Raw genomic sequence first — 25,249 nt, 5'->3', positions numbered from 1 at the left:
ATGAGGCCCCCAATGTTGGGGCCTCATTTTTTGAGTGCTTCGAATTTATCAGGAAAATAATTCAACTGGGGGGTCATTAGGCGTTAGTTGCAACTCGGTTTCAAACGACATGCCCAATTTTTTCAGCAGCGACTTAGAGGCCTGATTATGTGGGCTGACAATCGCGACAATCCGTTCAATCCCTAAGGTTTTACCGAATTCCAGTGATGCCCTAGCGGCTTCAAACGCGTAGCCTTTGCCCCAATATTGAGGCAAAAAAGCATAACCTAAATCCACATCCTTCAGCGTGGGTCTTTTAATTAACCCGCAGATCCCAATCGGAAAACCATTTTCGGCCAGTACCACGGCAAATAACCCAAAACCATGCTCGCGATAGCTGATAGCAGGCCCATTAGCGATATAATCCTTGGCGTCCTGCAAGCTACGCACTCCTTTATCACCAATATTGTCGATAAATCCTTGGGTGTTGAGTAGCACCAAAATAAATGACGCATCATCGGGCGTTAACTGCCGCAGCAGTAATCTTGGGGTTTGGGCAACTTGCATACTCACGACTCCCATTCAGAGGGGATAAACTAGGTTATAGGTAACGGGCGTACTGGCTGCCATCTTTTTGCGGTTTTTTCGGTGCGGCTACCGCTGGGGTGCCAACATATAAAAAGCCGACGATTTGATCCTCTGGTGCTAAGCCTAACGCCGCATTCACATTGGCATCAAAGGCAAAATCCCCCGTGCGCCACACTGCGCCTAATCCTAAGGCGAATGCCGCTTGCTGCATTGCCATCGTAGCGCAGCCCGCTGCAATTTGCTGCTCGAGCACTGGCACTTTAGGATGTTGTTGGGTTTTCGCTACAACCGTAATCACCATGGGCGCGCGCATCGGCATCCCTTTGGCTTTGTTGATAAAATCTTCATCGGCGCCGCAGGCTTTGGCGGCATTAACATAGATATCCGCTAAGGTGTCTAAACCCTTCCCCGTGGCAATAATAAATTCCCACGGTGCTAACGCGCCATGATCCGGCACTCGAATCGCCGCATCTAAAATGATTTTAAGCTCATGCTCATTGGGTGCTGGCGCGGTTAATCTTGGAGTAGATTGGCGGGTGAGTAAAAGTTCGATAGCGTCCAAGTAATTATCCCTGTTCTTATAAATGAGTGCGTATAAATTGGCTCAAGCATAGCAAATTGCGGCTAAAGAGGTACAAAAAATCCCACGTAAAAGTGGGATTGAAAGCGTTTACAGGCAAGGTCGCTCGGCTTACTTTATGCCATAACGCTTAGCGATAACGTAATCAAGACTGGTATAACGCCCACCACCTAGGCTTAAGAGTGCCAGCAACATAATGAAATAGGTCACCGCAAACTCAATTCCATTATTCAATACAACCAAGTTACCTGAACTGGTTAACCAATCGTAATTGCCGTATTGCTGCAACAGGGATTTGGCCTTATCCAGCTTGTCACCCGCCTCGAGCACCCGCTCATTTGCCAGCCATGAACTGCCATCGGCAATTGCCAGCCAACCATTAGGCCAATGCACGGTAAAAGCGGCCACCAGCATAGTGATCATCAGCGGGATAGAAATCAGTCGTGTGGCTAATCCGAGCAATAACAAAATCGCCCCAAAAAACTCAGTGCCCGCCGCCAGCGCGGCCATTAATGTCGGCATTGGTAGACCCAGCCCCCAGTCGGGATTCGCAAACCAAGCGACGGTGTCTTCAAAATGTGCGAGTTTGTTATACCCAGCCTGCATCAGTACAGGTGCAAGATAGAGCCTAAGGGCTAAGGGTGCGAGTCCATCAAACAGACGGCTAGCATTGAGTGATTTTTGGTAAAAAGAAACGAGGGACATGGGCTATATCTTCAACAAAATGACGTTGCTCAATAGACCTTGTCACCAGGATTAATCTTTCATAGTCTTAACAGCCTTTTCGATTCCCTCTTGATTTAATTCGCGAAGATCTTGAATAAGCTTGTTCAGCTTCTTATAAAAATGTTTGGACTGCTTAGGTGTCAAACTAGCATTAATGGCCAGCAATAACGCCCCAAAGGCCTCGGTATTTTGCCTTAAAATAGCGCGGTGTTTTTCTGATTTAAGCTCGTCTGGCTGTGTCATCAGCAACGTCAAACGCTCGGTCAACAGCGGAATATCGCTGCGCTGCCCGAGGGCTATCTCAAACTGGCGTAGCCATTCATGGCGGTAGTCGAGCCACATATCTAGGGTGGATAACCGCTGTTGATTATATTGATGGATAAGCGCTTTTTGCTCATCCGTTACGCTCCCCAGCCAGTCATCGAATTGCTCGATAAGATTCTCATCGGCCTCTTGTTGTAGCTGCTCTGGAGTTTTACCGGCAAATTCCTTAATCAATTCCTGCTCGTCTTTTCGAGACTGGGTAAGAATTTGCTTTACCTGAGAATCCGTTAATGATGCGATGATCGGCAACATGTCAGGTAGCGCAAACTCAAATAACCTAAACCAATGCCGCTTGGCGAGTGTGACATGCTCAGCCCAAAGCGCAGGGGTTAAGGTATTGGTTTGAATGAGATGTTCAACTTCGGTTAACTGCGCCACATAGTGAGCAAGCTCTTCAGATTGATGCCAACGCACAAACTTTTCGATAAGCCGATCCATACTCTTTTGCTGAGTTTTATCTAAAGTGACATAGTCATCTAATTCCCAACCGATAGCCCAATCCAGAAAATGGTAACTAAACTTAGTCGAACACGCGGATACCCCAAACACCAATACCAACAGCAACAAGGTTTTTTTCATCAATTTGCGTCCTTTCTCTCTTTGTCATCCTACGACACCCAGGTTAACAAAAAGTTGCACCAATAACATAGCAGTAAACATCACGAAGTGTTTGACCTTAACTGTTTTGCTTAAGTGGTTTTACAGAGGATTATGGGTGCAAGCATCTTTGACTAAGTGTGGTAGCGTAAAGATGTGTTTAAGCGTCTTGGCTTACTAGCTGCCAAAAGCTATCAAACCAAGCAAGATACGCCTGCTGACGCTCTACATCTGTTTGCGCCGCCATCAGTAGCGCCCAGTAAAGCGCAAACACCCAATACATTTCAATTGCAGCTGGAATCGCCGTGATCGCGGTGGATGTGAGGCCTGGATGTTTTGCAAGATATTGCTGTACTAAAATATGCCGCTGCGCTGGTGTTAATCTGTGGGTCGCCAGCACAGCGGCCAGCTCACATAAAGGATGAGAGGCAGTGGCGTATTCAAAGTCGATACAATACAGCCGGTTATCCTTTATCAGCAGATTATGCGGATTTAAGTCTCGATGGCAAAATTGCGCCGCCACCAAACAATCGGCTAACGCTTTTGTCCAACGATGAATTTGCGGTTGTAAGCCCAACAATGAGTCCAACCGCGTCTGCCAAGCGCAGCCTTTATCGGTTGCAGCAAAGGCTAATAACTGCTGATGATATTGCTGCCACTGCTCAGTCACGCTGATGTGATAAGGCCCAGCTGATTGCAAGCGTAGCTGTTGCAATAATTGCTGCAATAGAGCATGTGCATAATTTGGGCACTGGGATTCAAGTAATGTCAGCGGTGTGAACTCTGCGGCGAAAGACTGAAGCGTGGGAACCTCGTATAATGCGCACTCAAGATTTTCAGCATGCGCTTGCAGCCACCTTTGCACCCACAATTCTCCATGGGTGAATTCGGCCGCACTACACTGATATTCCAAGTCGTTCCAGTTAACCACGTGATAAAAATCAGCCCCGTCGCCGAGCATTTCCGGCGTCCGAGAAACGTTAACTCGACAGGCAATCTCCTGTGATTCGATAAATGCACTTACATAGTAACGATGATCGCAACTTGCCCATATCAGCTCAGGCGCAAGCTTTGCCTTAGCCAGATTACGCCAATAAAACAACTCCTGCTCTCGAGAACAAAACCGGTTGGCGGCATCGGCATTAAGACGTAACACGTATTGTGCCGCAGATGTTTGAATATGATAGTTATGATTACTTAATCCACCCGCCAACTCATGGATATGCGTGATATGGCTTAGCCCTGCCTGGCGTAATATAGGAACCAGCCTTGCAAACGCCTCAGCAGATAACGGCTGCATTAACGGCTGCATTAACGGCTTACCACTGATGTTGCAGTTAAGATCTTAGGTGTTGGCAGTTGGTCCATATCAGTATTTGTCATCACTTAACCAAGTAACTTAGCGGCACGTTCGCCATTAAGATTGAGACGACTCTCGGCCAGTGCGGTGCGCCATAGGAAATAGCCCACAACAGCTAACCCCACATAAAGCACAAATAATAATGAGGTCAGCATAAGGCCTTTACTCAAGTAGAGGTAAATAGACACCAGATCGATAACGACCCAATACAGCCAGTTCTCCAACACTTTTTTGGCGACTAAATAGGTGGTCATCACCGCAAAACAGCTGGTCGCAGCATCGAGATAAGGAAAAGAAGCTTGAGTAAAGGTCGCCATACCATGACCAATGCCAAGGGAGACTAGCGTCGTAGCAGCAATCAACTTTAAATGGGTTTTCAGCGGCCAAGTGGTCACCTTAACACCTTGATGTTTATCACCACCTTGAGTCCAGAGCCAATATCCATAAAGTGCCATGCCCATATAATAGATATTCAGCATCGACTCCATCAGCAATGCTACTTTCCAAAACAACACAGTGTAAATGGCCGTGCTGGTAAATGCCGCCGCCCAGCACCATACGCTTGCTTTCATTGCCAGTAGCAAATACGCCATGGCTAATACCACAGCAAGTGCTTCCCACGCGGTCATCACATGGACTTCCCCAAGGGCGGCATTAACACTACTGACTAGCGTTAACCATAAATCTGTCATTGCCTTACTCTCACGATAAATCGCATTCTAAAAACCTGTAGGCTTGAGCCGTAACTGAGTGAGCGAGCCTTAAATTAACCACTGATATCGCGCAGTGGCCAAGATCATTAAAGGCATTACTCACTCACTGTGGGCTAAATTTAGCTCGCCACCAATAAACTTACACACAAACACGGCTTTGCCCCACTTCTCATGGGCGGCTTGCATTTCGGTGGCCAGCATCGCCATCACGTCCGAATAGTCACCGCACACTTGGGTCGCCATCGCATTGGTAACACGTTGAATCGTTGGATAACTGTCCAAACGATGAATAAACCATTTAATTGGATCGAGATAATTTTCATTAAAGGGATACATGCTAATTTCGGCGGTCAGTTTCATCTTCAATCCTTATTTCAAATACTTATCATAAAAATAGCCGCACCGTGAAACGGTATAGTATGAAGCCTCAAGTCTCACTCCACAGCGCGGCTAGCTTGGGCACTACATAAACTTAACGTTCAGTGTTACCCCAATTTGGCGTGGGTCGCCGTAACGGATATATTGTTTTTCCGCCCAGCCATTATCGGGCTCATTACCAAAATAGAAGCCACGAACGCCATATTCTTCATCAAATAGGTTGCGGCCCCATAAATACGCTGACCACGCACTTGCCTCATAACCTAAACGCGCATTCACAACAGTATATGGTTCGGAACGCGAGTCGTTACTGTCTGAGTAGTAAAACTCGCTCTTACCACTCATATTCAAGTTGGCAAACCAACCCGAGTTCGCACGATAGGTGCCGCCTAGGCTATAGGTTAAGTGCGGTGAATGGGCCAGATCGCGCCCCGTTAAATCCACATCAGCACCGTATTTATCTTGATATTGGTAATTACCGTAAGCAGTCTGTAACCAACCAAGGCTTGAGTAAAACTGGAGATTATCCGTGGCATACCAAGTTGCATCCAGCTCGGCACCGTAGTTGTTTGAGCTACCCGCATTTTCAGTGTAGAGAATAAACCGTTGTGGCTTATTAGGATCTTGCTGGGAAGCCGCCACTTGCTGATCCTGTCTATCCATATAGAACAGCGCCAGATTAGTATCGATAAGCCCTTCAAACCAATGGGATTTTAAACCGATTTCGTAGTTGTATAAGGTTTCGGTATCAAACTCTTTTTTATCATTGAGTTCGACTGGCAAGGTCATGTTGAAACCGCCCGCCTTGTAACCTCGCGCCACACGGGCGTAGACATTGTGGGACTCATTGAGCACTTTACTCAGCGCAATATGGCCGCCCCACATGGTTTCACTCGGGTCAAAATTATCATTGTTAGTGTCGGAGTAATGACTATTACGACGCTCCACACGCAGCCCAACAGACAAGGCATAGTCAGCACCTAAATCTGTGTCCAGCTGACCAAATACGGCGTAATTGGTTGCTTCATATTCAGAATCTAACACCTCATCAGGCCAAGTATTATATTCAGAATACAGTTGGTTATCTTCTTTAAGGTTCATCGCATAAACCCCAAGTAACCAGTCGGTTGAGTCTGCAAAAATACGGCCTTGGTCGGTCGAGCTTAAACGGAACTCTTGGGATAAGGTTTTACGCTGACCGGTTTTGTCCCAGAAGTAATCGTACTGACAAGGGGCGAGATTGCCCTCATCCTCACATTGCTTGGATGCCCAATACTCAGGGTTTGCCCAATCGCCATCGTAACTATAGTGGTGATCGGTATTGGCAAATGACGTCAGCGAGGTCAACTCAAACTGCTCTGCCCCAGAATATGTCGCTTTAAAACCTGCGCCGGTGGTGCGCTGGCTATCGACACCCGGTTGATCAGATAGGGTGTTTGTCGGATCGTTGGTCAAACTCCACACATCATAACCGTTATCAAAATCGGCATGCAGCAGAGTTAAATCCAGTTGCAGATCATCGGTGGCATACCAGCGCAATTTAGCGCGGCCAGTAAATTCATCACGACCATTGGTATCTTCTTTATTTAAATAGATATTGTCGCGATAACCGTTTTGCTGATGTTGCTGCAGTGCCACACGGTACAGCAATTTGCCTGAATCGCTTAAGGGACCAGAGCTAAAACCGCTAAAGGTTTGTAGATCATCATTACCTAAAGAAACCTCGGCGCCATGTTCAAACACATCGGTTGGGTCATTACTCTTAAGGTAAATTAAGCCCGCTAACGCATTGGCGCCATAGCGGGTTCCCTGCGGGCCGCGTAACACTTCAACCTGCTGCAGATCGTACATGCTCGACACCATGCCGATACCGGATAAATCAATATCATCAACAATATAACCAACGGATGAGTTAGGCGCGCCTTGATATTGCTCCTGCTCACCCACGCCACGGATCTGGAAATACTTGGGGCGTGAACTACCACCTGACCAGTTGAAGTTGGCGATAGAGTTCATCACATCTTCAAAGTGCTGGGCGCTTTCATCTTGAATTTGCTGGGCATCGATAACGGTAATGCTTGAAGGCATTTTTTCTAAACTGGCACTGCGAAAATCCGCCGTAACCACCATGATTTCCATATCATTATTGGGATCAGGTTTGTCGATAGCATCGGTTTGCGCCCATGCCGACGCACTTAACGCCGCAGAGACGGCCAGCGCTAATGGTGCACGAGTTAACGATATCGTGAAGATTGAAGATTGGTTGTTAGACTTTTTGTTAGACATAGGACCTCAAATACATGTTTGAGATCCGGCAACGAATAAGCGATTCAGAAGTGTGCTGTTGATTGGCCCATTCCTACGCCGGTATTAGCCGGATCAGGTTCTAAGGGTTCGTCTGATGACATCTCAGTCTGCCGAATGTTGGCAAACACCCCTTGGCGGCGCTTAGTATACATGACGAAAATAATAAAGTAGACACACTTGTGCCGGCGATATCCTTAAATATCACTAAAACCTTGTCTTTCTACGCAATGTTAAAAGTCTTATGCCAAACGCCCGCAATCCCAATGCCTAAAATCGCCAGTCAACTCCTTTGGCCCATTTGACCGTTTATCACGATAATGTTATAGAAGGCCGCCATTTTACATAGGATAAGAGGATCATACTCAATGCAGCTAAAACCGTTAGCCAAAGGACGTTATAGCCAGCGATGGGAGCAAGACTATCCCCTTATTGAAGCGGTGATACTCAGCTGTATCAGCGAAGTTAAAATGCTTAAAAAAGGCGCCCATCTAATGACACAAGGTGAAGCCATGACCTCACTGGTGTTGGTAAAACAAGGGCGCGTGTCGCTTGGCCATACCGCCAGAAATGGTCGATGTTTTCAATTGGGGACTATCGATTGTGATTCGCAACTCTTTGGTGAAATGGAGTTTTTTACTCAGTATCACTGCCAGTTGGATATTATTGCTAATGAAGCCTTAGAAATCATGGTCATTAGCGCCGAAAAACTACAACATTCCCTCGGTCAACACCCTCAGCTTGCGTTATTTTTTGCCAGCGCCATTGCTATTGACTACCAAGACACCGTCGATATTTTTACCCGGCGCCTGCTGTATCCCATCAGCTATAACGTGGCATATGATATTTACCACGAATATTTAAATGATTTACCCGTTGATGGCTTTAGTAAGCGTTATTTAGAAGCGGAGCGATTTGGTACAACCGATCGCGTTTACCGACGGGCACTACAGTTGCTTGAAGAACGTGGCCTGATTGAACGCAATAAAGAAGGCATAAGGATTAAAGATCTCAATGCCCTTAAACAATTTGTTGAAGCTGCGATATAACCAAATTAAAAAAGCCCACTCTCGAGATTATTCATTAGCAAGAGTGGGCCAAATCAATTAACGTCGCAAATGGACTTTAGGCCGCAGCAGGTTTCATTCGGCCTGAAACAATCAGCATGATAAATATCGCAACATAAAGTAGCGGGATAACATACATCACCGTTTGCAATCCAATAATACGTTCAAAGAATGAGCTAATGGCGGGACTAAACATCGCACCCGTGCTGCCACTGATCAAAATATAAGACACATTTTTACTGCTCGCCTTTTTAACAAAAGACACACCATAAGCAATAAATGCGTTGTAAAGAGCTGCGCACACAAAGCCATAACCATAGGTTAAATAACCTATCCAATTAAGCTTATCAGTTGTCACAATCATAAAGGTGATGACCATAGCCAGGCCGATAATTGCGACTAGAAAATGGTGGATTTTTACCCGAGTCACAATCAGCGTCGAAATTAACGCACCAATCAGTGCGGCTGACCAATATTGAGTAATAATATTGCCCGCGTCTTCAAATGGAATATCAAATTTTTGCTTAACAAATAAAGGGGCCCAGGTTAAAAACGTATACAGCGCCAACATGCCTAAAAATAACCCAATGCCACCGCTAATAATGCCGAAATTCCATTCAGATTGTTGCTTATCTTCCGTATTCGATGATTGCTCACATAGCGAAAAATTAGTGAACAAAGTAATAATCACGGTTCCTAACGCGACTAAACCTACGGCTAAGTAACTGTAACTCCATGACAATGAACTTGTGAGTGCGTAAGTTGTAATTAAAGGGAAAATAACCCCCGCAATATTAAATGTGGCATCTTGCACGACGAGCATGGTGCTTTGTAATTTCTCTTGCCACACTGATACCACTATCGTACCCGCAATACATAGCCCCACACCGCCACAAAAACCAATCAAGGTCATGGCTATCATCACCACTTGTAGCGAAGTGGTAAGATGTAACGCGACAGCACACAATGCCACTAGACTGTAACTAATTAAGGTAATTCGCTTGATACCCAATTTTTCAATAAAGAAAAAAGCGGCAATAGTCCCCGCCAGTGCGCCGCCATTAAGCAAGGAGAATATTGAAGCAACGTCATTCACGTTTGCTGCAAATTTATCCGCTATGGGTTCAATCAGCATCCCAAATTGAGTGGCAAAGCCCGCCATTATAAAATTAGCGAGAAAACTAATTGCGGTTAAGGTGATTTTATTATTCATGTTGTCATTCCATCAGTGAAATGCTAAGGGTACAAAGGATAGCGTTAACCCTAATTAAGCGCGGTTTCTAAGGCGAGCTCGATCATATTATTAAAGGATAATTGACGCTCTTGCGCCGTGGTTTCTTCACCAGTTAAACAGTGGTCAGATACCGTCAGAATCGCTAAGGATTCAATTCCCTGTTGATGTGCCAAGCCATAAAGTCCTGCCACTTCCATATCAATACCTAACACCCCGAAACGCTCAAGCGCCGGGATCATATCTTCGTCAGGATCATAGTAAAGATCGCCACTAAATACGTTGCCAACTTTCACGCTAATGCCTTTTTCATTGGCTTTGGTATAGGCTTTGTGAAGTAAGGAAAAGGTGGCTGAGGTCGCCATTTGGTAGCCACTGCTGCGTTTAGCATTCGTTGGGGAATCCGTGCCAGCGGCTTGAGCTAAAATCACATCGCGCATTTCGACATGCTGTTGGGTCGCCCCTAAACTGCCGATACGAATAATACGTTTAACGCCGAAAAAATTAATCAACTCATGGCCATAGAGCACCATAGATGAAATACCCATACCATGGCCCATCACCGAAATGCGTTGCCCTTGGTAATAACCTGTGTAACCCAACATATTGCGAACGTTAGTCACTTCTACGGCATCGGTAAGATAGGTTTCTGCTATATATTTAGCCCGCAGCGGATCGCCGGGCATAATAACAGTTTCTGCAAAATCAGTAGGTTGCGCATTAATATGAGCCGTCATAGATCTATCCTCATGTGGTAATATGCAGATAGTAGTGCTCAACCGCGAAATATTTTTAGGACTAAAGTCCGGATCTTCTGTTGTAATCCCCCTTTTTTGTTAAAAGTGGATGATTTATCGCAACGTTTACACTTAGCATCATAAAACTTAATAACAAAATCTTATTTAACACATTGTATTTGATACAAATAAAAAGACTTACACCCAAAAGAGTAAGTCTTTTTAAATATAGAGAACCCAGCACAGACTCTACTAAAACAAACACCAATCTAGTTTGAATGGGTCTCGCGCACATAAACGTCAAATTTTACCACTTGGGCATTTGGTGCCACAGCCGACACTTGTAGCTGTTGTTTGCCGTGTAATTTCACCGATTTCCAACTGGTGGCTTCATCTTCAATGGTAAAACCGCTGGCATCATACCAAGTGAACTTATATTGCACTCGCATATCGCTTGAGGACTTGCTGACGATCAGCGCCGAACCTTGGATAAGATCGCCAACACGGCGCGCCTCACCCCCTTCGACACTGATATCACGGGCAAAACTCTTACTATCGACACGGGTATCTCCCTGTGAGTTCACCGAAATGCCCGCCGTATTAGTGCAGGCGCCGAGTGTCATTGCTGCTGCCAAGATTAATCCACTGTAAATTGCTTTCATTTTGTTTTCCCTCACTCACAAAAACCTAGGTGCCGAACAACGGATGGGCAATGACACTACGCGACGCCAGCTGAACTTATGCTTAACGTGCTCATCATGCCCCGCGCTCGCGATTAATCGATCAAAAAGTGCGCCCTTGCGGTAGCGATAAGCTGCTTACGATTGGTTTGCCAACAATTGATATTCACATTGGCGACTCGTCGCCCCTGACGGGTGATACGACATTCGGCGAAGCTGTCTTTATGCAGGCCTGCTCGCAGGTAATCAATCGAGAAATCGACCACTTTTGGCACTTTTGCCGTTTGCATAAACACCATTAACTGCACTATGGCTGACATTTCCATAAAACCGGCTATCACCCCACCATGAATCGCAGGCAGGATGGGATTACCGATATTGTCATCCTTAGCGGGGAGTTTGAAAATCAGCTCATCGCCAAAGCGCTCGACCTTCATGCCAATAAACTTAGCATAAGGGACATGTTCGAGCAGATGACCAAAGTCGTTCAGCTCGGTGGCGCGTTTTACAATTTCCTGTACATCGAGGGTTTTCGGCTCGGCCGGCTTATTTGAGTTCATCTGTCTCTCCTAAAGACGGCACGGCTTCTCCCATCAAGGCTTGCCTAAAGGCATCGCCGACCATTTCTGGGCTGATACGCATAAAGGAGCCCACCGCATGGGCGATAGGATCATCAATGCTGTCCTGATAGGCGATGGCGCGGGTAAAGGCAATATTGGATGACAACTTATAGCACTCGGCAAAGCCATAAACCGGTTTATGGGGCTGCGCGGGCTTCATATAATCGACCCGTAAGTCGAGGGTGGGCGAAATCTCTAAGGATTGATATTTTTGAAAAATCGCACTCACCACTGCGCTTCCACAGGCGGTATCCATCAGGGTGGTGATCACCCCGCCGTGGATAACGCCCGTATCGGGATAACCAATTAACTCCGTACTATAGGGCAACTCAATCAGTACATGGTGCTCACTGGCTTCGAGTACGGTTAACCCTAAGCGACGGCACTGGGCGAGCTGATCGACAAACCGCTGCGCCATTTGAGTCAGCGGGAAAAACTCAGGATTTACCTTCATTGACCTTGGCTCAACATGGGTCCCAGTGGCTCTCCGCCGACGAGATGAATGTGGATATGGTACACTTCCTGTCCGCCATGTTTATTGCAGTTCATGATCAAACGATAACCGTCTTTGGCAATCCCCGCCTCTGCTGCCAGTTTGGCTGCCACAGTCATCATCCGGCCGAGTGCGGGTTCATCCGAGGCTTTCATATCATTTGCGGTTGGGATCAAATGATTCGGCACAATCAGAATATGGGTTGGCGCCTTTGGCGAGATGTCTCTAAAAGCAGTCACCAGCTCGTCTTGATACAGAATGTCGGCGGGAATTTCGCGGCGGATAATTTTGCTGAAAATGGTTTCTTCGGCCATGGGGAGTCCTCCTTGGGTTAATTGGGATAGTATACTAGCAATTCAACACTTTGTGTCTCCAGATATTTTGCGTTTCATTTGCCTGTTGTGCGTATTTTTGGCAGCATGACGCCCATTAAAACGCAGCGGTTTTACAGGATAAATTATGATCCACTATCACATCATTCCCGTCGATCCCAAGGCGCACTTGTTCGCCGTTACCATGACGGTACAAAAGCCCCACCCTAAGCAAGTTTTTAGCCTGCCCGCGTGGCTTCCCGGCAGTTATATGGTGCGGGATTTTGCTAAGAATATTATCGACCTTAAAGCCACTGTCGATAATGGTGAGACGCTCCACCTCACTCAGCTTGATAAACAAACCTGGTCGGTCGAACATCAGTCCACGCAACTGACCTTAACCTATCAAGTTTATGCTTGGGACCTGTCGGTACGCACCGCGCATCTGGATATGACCCACGGTTTCTTTAACGGCAGCAGTGTATTTTTAGCCGCCCACGGCTTTGAGGCAGGCTTACACACAGTGACTATGGCGGCGCCGACCGAGCCGAGCCTAAATGAATGGCGCCTTGCCACCAGCATGACACGCAACAGCGGTGATGAATTTGCCTTTGGTGAGTTTTGCGCGCAAAGCTATGACGAACTTATCGATCATCCAGTTGAGATGGGGCTATTCACCCACGCCAGTTTTGAAGCCTGCGGCGTAAGACACGATATCGTGTTAAACGGTCGCCACCGCGCCCATATGCCTAGACTCTGCCAAGATTTAAAGGCGATTTGCGAGTATCAAATCAAGCTGTTTGGCACGCCAGCGCCCTTTGAGCGTTATCTGTTTATGACGACAGTACTCGACAATGGCTTTGGTGGTTTGGAACATAGGGCATCGACAGCACTCATGTGCTCACGCAAAGATTTACCGCTGTCGATGGATGCGCCGATAAATAACGACTACCGCACTTATTTATCGCTCTGCAGCCATGAATATTTCCACAGCTGGAACGTTAAGCGCATCAAGCCGGAATGCTTCTTGCCCTATCAACTCGAGGCGGAAACCTATACGCCGCAGCTGTGGGCCTATGAGGGCATCACCTCCTATTATGATGATTTCCTTACTTATCGCGCAGGCTTAGTGGATGAACAAAGCTACTTAGATATGCTGAGCGAAACCTTTACAAGGGTGTATCGCAGTCAAGGCCGCTTTAAACAAAGCATTAAGGACTCGAGCTTTAACGCTTGGACTAAGTTCTACAAACAGGATGAAAACGCCCAAAACGCCATTATCAGTTATTACACTAAGGGCGCCCTGTTTGCCTTGTATCTCGATTTAACCCTAAGAAGCGAAACTAAGAGTAAACACAATCTCGATGATCTAATGACCATTCTGTGGCAAGAATATGCCCTGCAAAATCGTGGTACCACTGATGAATGCCATCAAAGGATTGTTGAACGCTTACTGGGGCGCGATTGCCAACATCTCTTCGCCTTTTTAGACAATACCGACGATATCCCACTGGCACCGCTACTTGCCGAGTTTGGGGTTGAGTTGACCTTACGCGCGAGCAATGGTGCGCAGGATGTCGGCGGTGGTACGGCCAAAGGGTATGAGATTGCCTTTGGCGCTAAAACGCAAGCTGCGCCAATGGGCCTTAAAGTGACGACTGTCGCCCAAGGTAGCCCTGCGCACCTTGCAGGCTTAAGTGCCGGAGATATCTTAATTGCGGCGGATAATCTACAGGTAACAGCCCAATTTGAAGCTCAGCTTCAGCAATACCCAATCGGACAACGCTTAAGCCTGCATTGGTTTAGACGCGATGAATTGATGACGGGAGAACTGATTATTGCAGAGGCGCCTAAGGATACGGTTGCCTTAAGTATCACAGATAAAGACAAACTGCAGGCTTGGTTAGGTCGTTGATCTTTAATCTATTAGCCTTTAATGCACTAATTTTTAATGCATTAGTTTTTAATGCAATAGTCCTTAACCCATAAAGCACAAAAGGGGCAATCGTATCGACGATTGCCCCTTTTTATTTGATTCTTAAGTTGTTCAATTGAATATTGGCTTCGCGGCCCCATCAACAACGCGTTACACCACCACATCGTGTAAGTAGGTTTGCGCCCATGCAATGGCTTGCCCACGGCTTGACACACCAATCTTACGGAACACACGGTACAAGTGAGTCTTAATGGTGCTCTCACTCACAAATAATTGATTCGCGATATCGAGGTTAGTGCTACCAGACAGCAGGGCTTGTAACACTTCGCGCTCACGGATGGTTAATGGCTCAGTGTCTTCGAACAATCCAAAGTCATCATTTACCCCATTCACCAATTGGATGGGGATCACTCTGTGTCCACGCAGGATGTTAGACAAGCCAAGGCTGATTTCAGTCAGTCCTGCATCCAGATAAAACACCCCTGCCGTAGTCGAGGCTTGCATTAAAAAACGGGCATCAACCTGTTTAGGGAATTGAATGTAGACGACTCGCACACTCGGGTGTTCACGGGCAAGCAAGCGTTGAAATTGATAGGCTTTTTGAAGATCGACGGTGGAAAGGTCAATCACCACCATAGAGGCTTGGTTATCTTTGATTTGATCGCACATTTCATCTGGACTGACTTGCGACAGCTTCACCAGAAACTCCTGCGGCCAGCGGCCTGCAAGCAATTCCATCAGAACTTGCGATCTTGACACTACAATCCAATGTAATATTTTGAACATCCTGCTCACTCCCTGTCTGGTTAACGATTATTTATTTTGAGAGGAGAAACATCTCTCAATACCACTTCAACATCCGTTCAATAGACTTCCAAGTCTATCGTGCACACGATATTAGCATTAGATAAAACAGATTCAAAAGACTTACGTAAAAAATATTTACCGTACGCAAATCAAAAACTTCTACAACTTTAGGACAAATCATTGTCAAGCAGAAGGCTTAATTTAAACTGAAAATAATGCGCTATTTTTAACAGAAAGGCGTAAGATCAAATCAATACAAAACATAAGGAAATACCATGTCCAGCCAGCAACCAAGCCCTATTGAAATACAATCCTACCCCGTCTGGGACAGACCTACGCGTCTGTTCCACTGGATTAATGTCATCCTCGTACTCTCCCTGCTTATCGTGGGCGGTATAATGATGTTTCGCAGCGACTTAGGTATAACCGAACTCTCCGGTAAAATCGGGCTTAAGACCCTGCACGTCATCATTGGCTATGGCTTTGCGATTAATTTACTGATCCGCTTAGTGTGGGGTTTTATGGGCAATAAATACGCCCGCTTTAGCCATATGTTCCCCAATGCCAATAGCAAGGCCGAGTTACAAACCTATAAAGCAGAACTTGCCGCGGGTAAAAATCCCCAGTATCTAGGCCACAATCCTAAGGGGAAATTCGCCGTACTCGCTATCATGCTCTTATTAGTCACAATTATGATTACTGGGCTGATCCGCGCCGGTACCGATATTTACTATCCACCCCTGGGAAGTGCAGTCCAACAGTACCTTGCGGCCACCAATGTTGATCCGAGTAGCCTACAACCCTACGATGCTACGGGCGTCGATACCGATAAAGCTAACGTGATAAAACCCATAAAAGGTCTTGTAGGAGAGGTACATGTGTATGCAGTGTATTTATTGATACTGTTGATCATGCTGCATGTTTTTGCCGTAATCTACACCGAAGTCAAACGCCAACCTGGCATTATCTCAGCCATGTTTTCAGGCAAAAAGCTTATTCAAGGACAACCGAAGGACGAATGAGGTCAACTCAATGAGCATAAAAAACGCCAGCATTTGCTGGCGTTTTTATCAAGCTCAATCTGAAGTCAAACTTACTTCTTCAGAATAGATGCCGGAGTACGGCCATCGTCGTGGCAGCTTTCACAGGTAGGTTTTTGACCTACGTTCATATCGTGTGGCGCATGGCAGTCAGCACAGACTAAATTGCCATCGTGTGGCTTATGTACTGCGTCCATTTCAGAAAGCTTACCATGGCAGCTTTGGCATTGTTCAAACTCATAGGCACCATCAGCAGATGGCGTACCATCTTTATGACAGCTTTCACAACCACCAGATTCAGCGTGGAAGTCAGATAATTTTTGATCCGCGGCAAATGCGGTTGGCGACAGCGCTAGCGCTGCAAGACTTGCCCCGAAAAGCACACTTAATAGTTTTTTGCTCACAATTGTATCCTCCAATGGTGATTGACAGTGGAAATTCTTGTCAGGGGTGACTTCCATCTTGCAACCAATGTAAATAGCACGACTCGATTTAACTTAGCTAAGGATTGAGTAATAAGCAACACAATCTTATGCAAAGTAACTTTATCAATATACTCAAGGGTAAAATGTGCGCTGCATCATGTAACCACATGCTTATATAAGAGTTTTACATTGTCACAACCTACCAATTACAACTAAAAGCCTCCCTAGCTTAATCATCAGCAAAAGAAAAGCCCTAATAAAAAAGGAGACCCTAGGTCTCCTTTTGGTGAACGTTTGGACTCAATTAACGAGTTTGTAAAGCCGCAATACGCTTCTCTAGAGGTGGATGGCTCATCATTAACTCAGCCATTGAACGCTTGCCGTTAATACCAAAAGCAGACATTTGTGCTGGCATTGCTGAGCTTTCTGGGCCTTGGCGTAAACGCTCAAGTGCTGCAATCATCTTATGCTTGCCCGCTAAGCGAGCTGCACCTTCGTCGGCACGGTATTCACGAATACGTGAGAAGTAAGCCACGATAATTGATGCCAAAATACCAAACAACATATCAAGAACAAATACCACTGCCATATAAGCAAACATGCCCAAACCTTCGCCTTCTTCATCATTGCTCGAGACGAAGTTGTTGATGATGCCTGCAACAACACGCGCCGCGAAGATTACAAAGGTGTTCACCACGCCTTGAATTAAGGTCAAAGTGACCATATCGCCGTTAGCGACGTGGCTTACTTCGTGGGCAAGTACGCCTTCGACTTCGTCTTGACTCATGCCATACAACAGACCTGTACTCACGGCAACTAATGAGTTGTCCATACTTGGGCCAGTTGCAAATGCATTCATCTCCGGCGATTGGTAAATTGCCACTTCTGGCATTTTAATCCCAGCTTGCTGGGCTTGGCGGGCAACCGTCTCCACTAACCAACGCTCAGTGCTATCACGTGGGGTGGTGATTACTTCACAACCCATGGTCTTTTTCGCCATCCATTTTGAAATCGCTAAGCTGATGAAGGCTCCGCCGAATCCAAAAATCGCAGCGAACACTAAGAGTCCACCCATAGTAGACGTATTCACGCCTAGAATAGACATTACAATTGAGGCTACTAGCAACACGGCTAGGTTAGTCGCAATCAATAAAAATATACGCTTCATATCAGCTCCTTTACGGCACAAAGGTGCCATTTATTTTGTTCAAAGACATAATATGTCCAATTAATCGAAATTCAAGGGGTAAAGGTAAGAGTTTTTCTAATCGCTTATTTTTCTCTCAATTTAGACACAGCCTTTCATGGCTCGTGAGTCTAGGGACAGTCTATTAAGCCAAACTTAAATCTAGGCGCTGTCAGTGTTACAGCCAAATTCATGTGTGTTTATCTATGTTTATCGTAATTAAACTTTGTTAACATGCCTGCACATTCTGAGATTTAAGGATAAAAAATGACCGTTAATGCCCTACTGCTAAGCAGTTCACGTGTTGGTGACACGCCTTATCTTTCCCATGCGCTGCCTTTTATCAAACCACTCACCGCTCACGCACAAAAATGGATTTTTATTCCTTATGCAGGGGTAAGCATGAGCTACGACACCTACTTAGCCTCTGTAGTGACGGGACTCAGTGAGCTTAAACTCGATATTAGTGGTATTCATCAACACCCTGATCCGCGCCAAGCGATTAAAGATGCCGACGGTATTTTAATTGGTGGCGGCAACACTTTTCATCTTTTGCATGAGTTGTATAAGTACGATCTTGTGCAGCTTATTCGTAATGAAGTCCTTAGCGGTAAGCCTTACATTGGTTGGAGCGCAGGGTCAAATGTATCTGGATTAAGCATTCGTACAACTAACGATATGCCGATCATTGAACCGCCATCATTCGCGGCCCTAAACATAGTGCCTTTTCAGGTAAATCCACATTATTCAAACTACCGTGCTCCAGGACATAACGGTGAAACTCGGGCTCAGCGATTACTCGAATTTACCCGTGTCGATCCGAACACGCCCGTCATTGGCATTGTTGAAGGCAGTGCGCTATGGCGACAGGGAGACACTTTATCACTGTTGGGTGATAATCCTGCCTATTTATTCTGTGGCGAACAGCAGGAGCTCCCTATTCCCGTAGGTAGCGATTTATCTCATTTGCTAAAATAAGATCTCGTTAGCGGCATTCATCGTGGTAAATAGGGTAACATTCACACTAAGCTAACCACTTAACATGCAAATGCCGCTCCTTTAAGAGTTGAACGCGACAAAAAACTAGACTGATTTATTGACCTTGCCCGCTATCAATATCCTTTCATCATGCAAGGATCGGCATATCTCCCGCAGGAGAAAAAACTTGCACCACTTAAGTATCTGCACTAATTTCGTTGTCGAACACCTTGATAAACAAGATTAATTTTTGCATTTACCCCTAGCTACATTCTGAAACAAATTTTCTAAGTTATTTAAAATTAGGGAGTTATGACCAAGGCACAGGAGTATTTTTTTACCCTTGGTCCATCCAAGTGAGGAGTTTTCATTTTGCGACTGCATTCAACATTGAACCATTCAACCCCGATGAACGGTCATAAAAAGACCAAATTAACACTTTTTTTTGGGTCTATACTGGCCGGCATAATGAGCATCAGTAGTTTAGCCCCCGCCTATGCCGCCAATGCAAGCAATGATAAAAAAGCTAAGGCATTCTCCCATGACACCGTCGTTGAGTTAGCACAGCAACTGGCTCAAAAACCCTTCAAAGAAGCTAGAAAGGCTCCGAAGGAACTGATCGACTTAGATTACGCCACTTATGGCAAGATCAATTATCAAGAAAACGCTGCGATTTGGGGCGGAACACCCACTAAGTTTTCAGTGCAACTTTTTGCGCCCGGTTTTTTATACAAAAATTTGGTGGATATTGATGTCGTTGAAAACAGCCGAGCTTTTCCTATCGAGTTAACAGAATCTTCCTTTAGTGTGCCCAATGATACCATTGAGAAATTGCTCACGCAGGTAGGACAATATGCAGGCGTTCGACTTCATTACCCTATCAATGACGATGAAGTCAAAGACGAGTTCATTATGTTTCAAGGGGCAAGCTATTTTCGTGCATTATCCAAGGGCCAAACCTATGGATTATCAAACCGCGGGTTAGCCATTGATGTTGCCCAACCTAAAGGTGAAGAATATCCCTTATTTAAACGTTTTTGGATAGAGCGGCCCTCTAAATATCAAACAGCGATTGTGGTACACGCATTGCTAGATAGTCAGAGTGTTACAGGTGCCTATCGCTTTGGTATTTATCCTGGAGCACCGACACGTGTTGATGTCGATGTCACCCTCTTTCCGCGCCGAGATATCGCCCACGTTGGCCTAGCACCACTGACCTCCATGTTTCTTTATGGTGGTTTAGATACGCCTGACAAACCCGATTATCGTCCTGCAGTGCATAACTCTGAAGGATTACAAATTGATCGAGGTAACGGTGAGCGTTTATGGCGACCACTCAATAATCCAAACAAACTGCAAATCAGTGCCTTTGGTGACGAAGGTATTAAGGGTTTTGGTTTAATCCAACGCCATCGTAACTTCGACTACTATCAAGATCTTGGTGCGAACTACCAACAACGTCCTTCTGCATGGATTGAACCATTAAACGATTGGGGTAAAGGGCAATTAATACTGCTTGAAATTCCATCAAGCGCCGAAACCAATGATAATATCGTCGCCTATTGGGAACCTCAGGGGGGATTAAAGCAGGCTGAGCCCTATCGCTATTCCTACCGCATTACAGCGTCTAATGACAGCCCAAGTTTTACAAACAAAGCACGGGTAATTCGTAGCTCTAAGGGACAAAAACAGGCCAAAGGCAAAGAACTCCTTATCGACTACAGCAATATCAAGCCACAAGATATTGAAAAAATTACAATTGATGCCAGTATCAGTAAGGGTAAAATTCTCTCATCTCGGATAGTAGCTCACCCTGAAATTAATGGTGCTCGGATCTTCATTACGTTTGAGCCTGAAAGTACCAATGTGGCAGAATTGCGCATTCAATTGCGTAAAGATGAAAAACCTGTCGCCGCTACTTGGCTATATCGCTGGAACAGTGATGATTGGCCCTAGGCCGATAAACTAAGACTTTTGCTTAACACCATAAAAATCGCCGGAAATCCGGCGTTTTTTATGGGTAAAATCAATATTTCCACACTCACATTAATAACCTTACAGTTAAGCAGTTTAATATTTCCGATGACTTACCACAGTATTTTTCGGAATAAGTAGGATTATTTATCTCTAACAAAAATAGGGATTTTCAGTTCCAGTTTTTGAATCCTATTTAGCGCTGAAGGATCCCCTCATAAATCAGCCATAGCATAGCCATATTTGAGCAACTGATTGGCGAATAATACCCAGGCCGCCAGCAATTCTTTCTCCGTGATTTGATAATCAGGCCGCCTGAGCACCTCCAATCCCAAGCGAATCGTTGAGAGTACCGTTCGATGCCCAATGGTATTGGCCTGAAAATGCTTATCCCAGCCCTGTTGCTGTGCGTGTAAACCAACTAGCCACAACAGGCATTGAACCATCAACGCTATCAGTAGGATGATGTCGAATCGCTCTGGACTGTTGGTACGACTTTGGCGTAAGCCAAAGCCGTATGCCGGGCTTTTGAGGTCACGAAAGGTTTCCTCTATTTGCATACGTTTGGCGTACAGGTTTACCAGCTGCTTTGGGCTCCGAGATTCTGGTGGTAAATTGCTGGCTAACACCCAAGGCTCTTTCGCCGATGTTGAGTACGTTTTTGCCGATGGATGGTGGCAATTAGTCCTCGTTGAACGCTGATTTGTACGCCCCTTAGGTTTGCTACGATAAAGCGTGAGATGGCAATTGATAGGGTTAGTTTTGGTCAAGGTCTTACAACCCAGGCTCTTCGCTTGACCGTTGGCCAAGTCATGTGTACTGCGAACTGCACGCCAATTTTCAGCGCCAATATCTGCAAATTGAACTGTACCGCGAATACGGCTTAGCCAAAACCAACCATGCGCCTCAACCTCTTTGTACCAAGGCACTTTGAACCCCGCGTCAGTCACGATGAGAGGGGTAACATGCAAAGGTAAAATCTTGGCTAAGTCCGCTAAAAAACCGTTGTGGGAGGCCTTAGAGCATTGTTCTGATAGGGGATAGGACTTCTCATACAGGGTAATAGAGCGGCCATTGAAGGCTATTGAGGCGCGCAGAGCCATGATGCGTTTATGCTCTCGGATGTCTGACCAATCGACGAGCACAATCGGCATAGGGTTACCAGAACAGATGAGGCTGGCATGCCATTGGTAGACAGCTAACCGTTCTTGATGCAGATGCGTGTTGCCGAGCAAACGATCAATGCGCTTGATGTTGTGCTTGGTTCGGGCCGTGGTTGGTAAATTTCGACCTAACTCAGTCAAGGTCAGTGTCTTACATTCAATCAGTGCCTTAGAGGCCAGCATCAAGCTGTTTAATCGTTTTAGGTGAAGTTCTGGGCAGTATTGGTGTAAAGAATGTTGTAGGATATTGGCTTCGCGCATCTTGTTGTCCAAGTGTAGTTTTTAGCGAAACCATTTGATCATGCAACAAGATGCGCTTCCACTCTAATTTGATGATTTATTTGTAAATCATCAGGGGATTCTTCAGCGCTAAACATCAAAATCAAATATTTTCTAAAGATGCCGTTAATCAACAAGATATTTCAGGCGAAAACCTCAATAATGTCGTCATACTTTATGTTGGCTACCAATTGTTTGAAAACCAATATCAGGGCTTATCTTTAGGAGGCAGCCTATATTATAACTATGTCGACTCAGGCCCCTTTGAAGATGAAAGCTTTGAACAAGCGTTACAGCTTAATTACAGCTTTCGTTATGAAAAACATCATGTTCATTCTACCGCAGCTGTTAGTTTTAGGCAGGGTAATGAGGTTCTTTCGGGGATAAGCTACGATAATCATGCTTATTCCGTCAATCTCGGTTATGAATATTTAACGGGTCGCCATGGCTGGTTACTTGAATTACATCACTATCAGGGCTTACTCGAAACCGAAAATGATTTTTCAAAAGCCTCGAACGAAATATTACTCGGCTACCGTTACTATTTAGATACCAGTGCAATAGAATTCTCTATTGTTGAAAACTATTTCAATATGGATAACAGCACCGATATTGCCTTTAATATTGGCTATCGCGTTAAGTTTTAGACACAATAAATTAAATCTACACTAACTAACAAAAACAGAGGCGATATTGCCCTGAAGAATCCCCTGATGATTTACAAATAAATCATCAAATTAGGGTGGAAGCGCATCTTGTTGCATGATCAAATGGTTTCGCCAAAAACTACACTTGGACAACAAGATGCGCGAAGCCAATATCCTACAACATTCTTTACACCAATACTGCCCAGAACTTCACCTAAAACGATTAAACAGCTTGATGCTGGCCTCTAAGGCACTGATTGAATGTAAGACACTGACCTTGACTGAGTTAGGTCGAAATTTACCAACCACGGCCCGAACCAAGCACAACATCAAGCGCATTGATCGTTTGCTCGGCAACACGCATCTGCATCAAGAACGGTTAGCTGTCTACCAATGGCATGCCCGCCTCATCTGTTCTGGTAACCCTATGCCGATTGTGCTCGTCGATTGGTCAGACATCCGAGAGCATAAACGCATCATGGCTCTGCGCGCCTCAATAGCCTTCAATGGCCGCTCTATTACCCTGTATGAGAAGTCCTATCCCCTATCAGAACAATGCTCTAAGGCCTCCCACAACGGTTTTTTAGCGGACTTAGCCAAGATTTTACCTTTGCATGTTACCCCTCTCATCGTGACTGACGCGGGGTTCAAAGTGCCTTGGTACAAAGAGGTTGAGGCGCATGGTTGGTTTTGGCTAAGCCGTATTCGCGGTACAGTTCAATTTGCAGATATTGGCGCTGAAAATTGGCGTGCAGTTCGCAGTACACATGACTTGGCCAACGGTCAAGCGAAGAGCCTGGGTTGTAAGACCTTGACCAAAACTAACCCTATCAATTGCCATCTCACGCTTTATCGTAGCAAACCTAAGGGGCGTACAAATCAGCGTTCAACGAGGACTAATTGCCACCATCCATCGGCAAAAACGTACTCAACATCGGCGAAAGAGCCTTGGGTGTTAGCCAGCAATTTACCACCAGAATCTCGGAGCCCAAAGCAGCTGGTAAACCTGTACGCCAAACGTATGCAAATAGAGGAAACCTTTCGTGACCTCAAAAGCCCGGCATACGGCTTTGGCTTACGCCAAAGTCGTACCAACAGTCCAGAGCGATTCGACATCATCCTACTGATAGCGTTGATGGTTCAATGCCTGTTGTGGCTAGTTGGTTTACACGCACAGCAACAGGGCTGGGATAAGCATTTTCAGGCCAATACCATTGGGCATCGAACGGTACTCTCAACGATTCGCTTGGGATTGGAGGTACTCAGGCGGCCTGATTATCAAATCACGGAGAAAGAATTGCTGGCGGCCTGGGTATTATTCGCCAATCAGTTGCTCAAATATGGCTATGCTATGGCTGATTTATGAGGGGATCCTTCAGGATATTGCCTCTGTTTTGATATCAAACTTATTATTTGAATAAGCTTATTTCATCAATAAGGGCTGAATATTCATAAAATTGGCGGCATGCTCCGCATCCGCCTGCTTAAGATGTGGAATACACCCGAGAAAAGGCGATACCATCATCTCTTTAAGCGACGCTAAGTTTTCATCGAACACACTCATATTGGGATCGACACAGTTTGCCACCCAACCTGCGACCGTTAAGCCATCGGCTAATATCGCTTCTTGAGTTAATAACGCATGATTTAGACAACCGAGTTTCATTCCCACCACAAGAATGACGGGTAAATTAAGCTGTTGTACCAACTCAGATAAGTAGCGCCCTTCCCCTAAAGGCAAACGCCAACCGCCGGCTCCTTCGATTAAACAAAAATCCGCCTGCGCAAACGCCGCACGATCAAGCTTGGCCAAAATCGCCTCGGGGGATAAATTAACTCCCTGCTGTTTTGCTGCAATATGCGGTGCAATCGCAGGTTCAAAACTAATCGGATTCACCTGCTCATAGCTCAGTTTAAGGGATGAAGCCGACATCAGTTTTAATGCATCACTGTTACGCAAACCCTTTTCAGTGATTTCACAGCCTGAGGCAACAGGCTTTACCCCAAGACTTGAGCGCGAAAACCCTGCGCGCAGAACTTCACGATTGAATGCGGTCAAGAGTGCAGTCGATACTAAGGTTTTACCGCTATCGGTATCTGTTCCTGTTACAAAAAACATGCCTTTT

General features: G+C 45.6%; 26 protein-coding genes and 1 riboswitch. Of the genes, 7 read left to right on the top strand and 19 right to left on the bottom strand.

Annotated features, from left to right (window positions below):
* Positions 1-48: 48 nt before the first annotated feature.
* The 8 genes from CEQ32_RS02925 to CEQ32_RS02890 all read right to left on the bottom strand — a co-directional run bounded on the left by CEQ32_RS02925 (position 49) and on the right by CEQ32_RS02890 (position 7,531).
* Positions 49-546 carry a GNAT family N-acetyltransferase gene (locus CEQ32_RS02925; protein ID WP_047538930.1) on the bottom strand — a complete coding sequence of 166 codons (498 nt, stop codon included), beginning with the start codon at positions 544-546 and terminating at the stop codon, positions 49-51.
* A 34-nt stretch (positions 547-580) separates the two neighbouring features.
* Positions 581-1,129 carry an NAD(P)H nitroreductase gene (locus tag CEQ32_RS02920; protein WP_047538933.1) on the bottom strand — a complete coding sequence of 183 codons (549 nt, stop codon included), beginning with the start codon at positions 1,127-1,129 and terminating at the stop codon, positions 581-583.
* 129 nt (positions 1,130-1,258) lie between these two features.
* Positions 1,259-1,852, bottom strand: a complete 594-nt coding sequence (locus CEQ32_RS02915) for a DoxX family protein (RefSeq protein WP_047538935.1) — start codon at positions 1,850-1,852, stop codon at positions 1,259-1,261.
* Between the two features lie 51 nt (positions 1,853-1,903).
* Positions 1,904-2,776, bottom strand: a complete 873-nt coding sequence (locus CEQ32_RS02910) for a DUF6279 family lipoprotein (protein WP_088585482.1) — start codon at positions 2,774-2,776, stop codon at positions 1,904-1,906.
* A gap of 178 nt (positions 2,777-2,954) precedes the next feature.
* On the bottom strand, positions 2,955-4,106 hold the full coding sequence (locus CEQ32_RS02905; RefSeq protein WP_226871864.1) for a phosphotransferase: 1,152 nt from the start codon (positions 4,104-4,106) through the stop codon (positions 2,955-2,957).
* Positions 4,107-4,180: 74 nt separating this feature from the next.
* Positions 4,181-4,846, bottom strand: coding sequence for a nicotinamide riboside transporter PnuC (pnuC, locus tag CEQ32_RS02900; protein WP_088585480.1), 666 nt, complete (start codon positions 4,844-4,846; stop codon positions 4,181-4,183).
* A gap of 120 nt (positions 4,847-4,966) precedes the next feature.
* Complete coding sequence (locus CEQ32_RS02895; RefSeq protein WP_037427460.1) at positions 4,967-5,227, bottom strand: hypothetical protein; 261 nt, start codon at positions 5,225-5,227, stop codon at positions 4,967-4,969.
* A gap of 102 nt (positions 5,228-5,329) precedes the next feature.
* Positions 5,330-7,531 carry a TonB-dependent receptor gene (locus tag CEQ32_RS02890; RefSeq protein WP_088585479.1) on the bottom strand — a complete coding sequence of 734 codons (2,202 nt, stop codon included), beginning with the start codon at positions 7,529-7,531 and terminating at the stop codon, positions 5,330-5,332.
* Between the two features lie 53 nt (positions 7,532-7,584).
* Positions 7,585-7,694, bottom strand: a riboswitch (TPP riboswitch).
* 223 nt (positions 7,695-7,917) lie between these two features.
* Here CEQ32_RS02890 and CEQ32_RS02885 point away from each other — a divergent pair.
* Positions 7,918-8,598, top strand: a complete 681-nt coding sequence (locus CEQ32_RS02885) for a Crp/Fnr family transcriptional regulator (RefSeq protein ID WP_037427464.1) — start codon at positions 7,918-7,920, stop codon at positions 8,596-8,598.
* 76 nt (positions 8,599-8,674) lie between these two features.
* On the opposite strand, the gene tsgA is transcribed toward CEQ32_RS02885, so the two are convergent.
* From tsgA to hinT, 6 genes are all read right to left on the bottom strand, one after another.
* A complete protein-coding gene (gene tsgA, locus CEQ32_RS02880; protein WP_047538945.1) occupies positions 8,675-9,829 on the bottom strand; it encodes an MFS transporter TsgA in 1,155 nt (384 codons plus the stop codon).
* Between the two features lie 50 nt (positions 9,830-9,879).
* The gene (gene deoD, locus CEQ32_RS02875; protein WP_037427467.1) at positions 9,880-10,584 is read right to left on the bottom strand and encodes a purine-nucleoside phosphorylase; all 705 of its coding nucleotides are present in this window, start codon (positions 10,582-10,584) and stop codon (positions 9,880-9,882) included.
* Between the two features lie 269 nt (positions 10,585-10,853).
* Positions 10,854-11,246: a YcfL family protein gene (locus tag CEQ32_RS02870; protein WP_088585478.1), complete on the bottom strand. Its 393-nt coding sequence runs from the start codon at positions 11,244-11,246 to the stop codon at positions 10,854-10,856.
* A gap of 113 nt (positions 11,247-11,359) precedes the next feature.
* Positions 11,360-11,824, bottom strand: coding sequence for a PaaI family thioesterase (locus CEQ32_RS02865; protein ID WP_088585477.1), 465 nt, complete (start codon positions 11,822-11,824; stop codon positions 11,360-11,362).
* Positions 11,811-12,338, bottom strand: a complete 528-nt coding sequence (locus CEQ32_RS02860; RefSeq protein ID WP_037427471.1) for a PaaI family thioesterase — start codon at positions 12,336-12,338, stop codon at positions 11,811-11,813. Before CEQ32_RS02860 ends, CEQ32_RS02865 begins: the two co-directional genes overlap by 14 nt.
* Complete coding sequence (hinT, locus tag CEQ32_RS02855; protein WP_011623075.1) at positions 12,335-12,691, bottom strand: purine nucleoside phosphoramidase; 357 nt, start codon at positions 12,689-12,691, stop codon at positions 12,335-12,337. The genes CEQ32_RS02860 and hinT overlap by 4 nt, the downstream gene beginning before the upstream one ends.
* Positions 12,692-12,836: 145 nt before the next feature.
* Here hinT and CEQ32_RS02850 point away from each other — a divergent pair, with 145 nt between their 5' ends.
* Complete coding sequence (locus CEQ32_RS02850) at positions 12,837-14,603, top strand: M61 family metallopeptidase (RefSeq protein ID WP_088585476.1); 1,767 nt, start codon at positions 12,837-12,839, stop codon at positions 14,601-14,603.
* A gap of 171 nt (positions 14,604-14,774) precedes the next feature.
* Here CEQ32_RS02850 and CEQ32_RS02845 read toward each other — a convergent pair whose 3' ends face one another.
* Positions 14,775-15,410: a LuxR C-terminal-related transcriptional regulator gene (locus CEQ32_RS02845; protein ID WP_011717426.1), complete on the bottom strand. Its 636-nt coding sequence runs from the start codon at positions 15,408-15,410 to the stop codon at positions 14,775-14,777.
* Between the two features lie 296 nt (positions 15,411-15,706).
* Between CEQ32_RS02845 and CEQ32_RS02840 the strand changes: the two genes are divergently transcribed.
* On the top strand, positions 15,707-16,453 hold the full coding sequence (locus CEQ32_RS02840) for a cytochrome b/b6 domain-containing protein (RefSeq protein ID WP_037427475.1): 747 nt from the start codon (positions 15,707-15,709) through the stop codon (positions 16,451-16,453).
* Positions 16,454-16,524: 71 nt separating this feature from the next.
* Here the strand turns inward: CEQ32_RS02840 and cctA are convergent, their stop codons facing one another.
* Positions 16,525-16,875, bottom strand: a complete 351-nt coding sequence (gene cctA / locus CEQ32_RS02835) for a tetraheme c-type cytochrome CctA (protein ID WP_037419470.1) — start codon at positions 16,873-16,875, stop codon at positions 16,525-16,527.
* 325 nt (positions 16,876-17,200) lie between these two features.
* Positions 17,201-18,064, bottom strand: a complete 864-nt coding sequence (htpX, locus tag CEQ32_RS02830; protein WP_088585475.1) for a protease HtpX — start codon at positions 18,062-18,064, stop codon at positions 17,201-17,203.
* Between the two features lie 285 nt (positions 18,065-18,349).
* On the opposite strand from htpX, the gene pepE reads away from it, so the two are divergent.
* Both pepE and CEQ32_RS02820 read left to right on the top strand, forming a co-directional pair.
* Positions 18,350-19,060: a dipeptidase PepE gene (pepE, locus tag CEQ32_RS02825; RefSeq protein ID WP_055648401.1), complete on the top strand. Its 711-nt coding sequence runs from the start codon at positions 18,350-18,352 to the stop codon at positions 19,058-19,060.
* A gap of 372 nt (positions 19,061-19,432) precedes the next feature.
* Entirely contained in the window at positions 19,433-21,016 is a 1,584-nt protein-coding gene (locus CEQ32_RS02820) for a glucan biosynthesis protein G (protein ID WP_088585474.1), read from the top strand.
* Between the two features lie 233 nt (positions 21,017-21,249).
* Here CEQ32_RS02820 and CEQ32_RS02815 read toward each other — a convergent pair whose 3' ends face one another.
* Positions 21,250-22,458, bottom strand: coding sequence for an IS4-like element IS10A family transposase (locus CEQ32_RS02815; protein ID WP_001206290.1), 1,209 nt, complete (start codon positions 22,456-22,458; stop codon positions 21,250-21,252).
* Positions 22,459-22,544: 86 nt separating this feature from the next.
* On the opposite strand from CEQ32_RS02815, the gene CEQ32_RS02810 reads away from it, so the two are divergent.
* Both CEQ32_RS02810 and CEQ32_RS02805 read left to right on the top strand, forming a co-directional pair.
* Positions 22,545-23,123: a DUF3187 family protein gene (locus CEQ32_RS02810; RefSeq protein ID WP_320060510.1), complete on the top strand. Its 579-nt coding sequence runs from the start codon at positions 22,545-22,547 to the stop codon at positions 23,121-23,123.
* A gap of 157 nt (positions 23,124-23,280) precedes the next feature.
* Entirely contained in the window at positions 23,281-24,489 is a 1,209-nt protein-coding gene (locus CEQ32_RS02805; protein ID WP_088585397.1) for an IS4-like element IS10A family transposase, read from the top strand.
* Between the two features lie 57 nt (positions 24,490-24,546).
* On the opposite strand, the gene bioD is transcribed toward CEQ32_RS02805, so the two are convergent.
* Positions 24,547-25,242 (bottom strand): dethiobiotin synthase, encoded by a 696-nt coding sequence (gene bioD / locus CEQ32_RS02800; protein WP_037427484.1) that lies wholly within the window; start codon positions 25,240-25,242, stop codon positions 24,547-24,549.
* Positions 25,243-25,249 lie beyond the last annotated feature (7 nt).

Source organism: Shewanella sp. FDAARGOS_354, assembly GCF_002209245.2.
Taxonomy (GTDB): domain Bacteria; phylum Pseudomonadota; class Gammaproteobacteria; order Enterobacterales; family Shewanellaceae; genus Shewanella; species Shewanella xiamenensis.
This window is presented reverse-complemented; position numbering and strand designations above follow the sequence as displayed.

Excerpts from the sequence above, each read along its gene's own strand:
- CEQ32_RS02925 (WP_047538930.1), bottom strand. The coding sequence starts at position 546 with ATGCAAGTTGCCCAAACCCCAAGATTACTGCTGCGGCAGTTAACGCCC.
- CEQ32_RS02915 (WP_047538935.1), bottom strand. The coding sequence starts at position 1,852 with ATGTCCCTCGTTTCTTTTTACCAAAAATCACTCAATGCTAGCCGTCTG.
- CEQ32_RS02910 (WP_088585482.1), bottom strand. The coding sequence starts at position 2,776 with ATGAAAAAAACCTTGTTGCTGTTGGTATTGGTGTTTGGGGTATCCGCG.
- CEQ32_RS02905 (WP_226871864.1), bottom strand. The coding sequence starts at position 4,106 with ATGCAGCCGTTAATGCAGCCGTTATCTGCTGAGGCGTTTGCAAGGCTG.
- pnuC (WP_088585480.1), bottom strand. The coding sequence starts at position 4,846 with ATGACAGATTTATGGTTAACGCTAGTCAGTAGTGTTAATGCCGCCCTT.
- CEQ32_RS02895 (WP_037427460.1), bottom strand. The coding sequence starts at position 5,227 with ATGAAACTGACCGCCGAAATTAGCATGTATCCCTTTAATGAAAATTAT.
- CEQ32_RS02890 (WP_088585479.1), bottom strand. The coding sequence starts at position 7,531 with ATGTCTAACAAAAAGTCTAACAACCAATCTTCAATCTTCACGATATCG.
- CEQ32_RS02885 (WP_037427464.1), top strand. The coding sequence starts at position 7,918 with ATGCAGCTAAAACCGTTAGCCAAAGGACGTTATAGCCAGCGATGGGAG.
- tsgA (WP_047538945.1), bottom strand. The coding sequence starts at position 9,829 with ATGAATAATAAAATCACCTTAACCGCAATTAGTTTTCTCGCTAATTTT.
- deoD (WP_037427467.1), bottom strand. The coding sequence starts at position 10,584 with ATGACGGCTCATATTAATGCGCAACCTACTGATTTTGCAGAAACTGTT.
- CEQ32_RS02870 (WP_088585478.1), bottom strand. The coding sequence starts at position 11,246 with ATGAAAGCAATTTACAGTGGATTAATCTTGGCAGCAGCAATGACACTC.
- CEQ32_RS02865 (WP_088585477.1), bottom strand. The coding sequence starts at position 11,824 with ATGAACTCAAATAAGCCGGCCGAGCCGAAAACCCTCGATGTACAGGAA.
- CEQ32_RS02860 (WP_037427471.1), bottom strand. The coding sequence starts at position 12,338 with ATGAAGGTAAATCCTGAGTTTTTCCCGCTGACTCAAATGGCGCAGCGG.
- hinT (WP_011623075.1), bottom strand. The coding sequence starts at position 12,691 with ATGGCCGAAGAAACCATTTTCAGCAAAATTATCCGCCGCGAAATTCCC.
- CEQ32_RS02850 (WP_088585476.1), top strand. The coding sequence starts at position 12,837 with ATGATCCACTATCACATCATTCCCGTCGATCCCAAGGCGCACTTGTTC.
- CEQ32_RS02845 (WP_011717426.1), bottom strand. The coding sequence starts at position 15,410 with ATGTTCAAAATATTACATTGGATTGTAGTGTCAAGATCGCAAGTTCTG.
- CEQ32_RS02840 (WP_037427475.1), top strand. The coding sequence starts at position 15,707 with ATGTCCAGCCAGCAACCAAGCCCTATTGAAATACAATCCTACCCCGTC.
- htpX (WP_088585475.1), bottom strand. The coding sequence starts at position 18,064 with ATGAAGCGTATATTTTTATTGATTGCGACTAACCTAGCCGTGTTGCTA.
- pepE (WP_055648401.1), top strand. The coding sequence starts at position 18,350 with ATGACCGTTAATGCCCTACTGCTAAGCAGTTCACGTGTTGGTGACACG.
- CEQ32_RS02815 (WP_001206290.1), bottom strand. The coding sequence starts at position 22,458 with ATGCGCGAAGCCAATATCCTACAACATTCTTTACACCAATACTGCCCA.
- CEQ32_RS02805 (WP_088585397.1), top strand. The coding sequence starts at position 23,281 with ATGCGCGAAGCCAATATCCTACAACATTCTTTACACCAATACTGCCCA.
- bioD (WP_037427484.1), bottom strand. The coding sequence starts at position 25,242 with ATGTTTTTTGTAACAGGAACAGATACCGATAGCGGTAAAACCTTAGTA.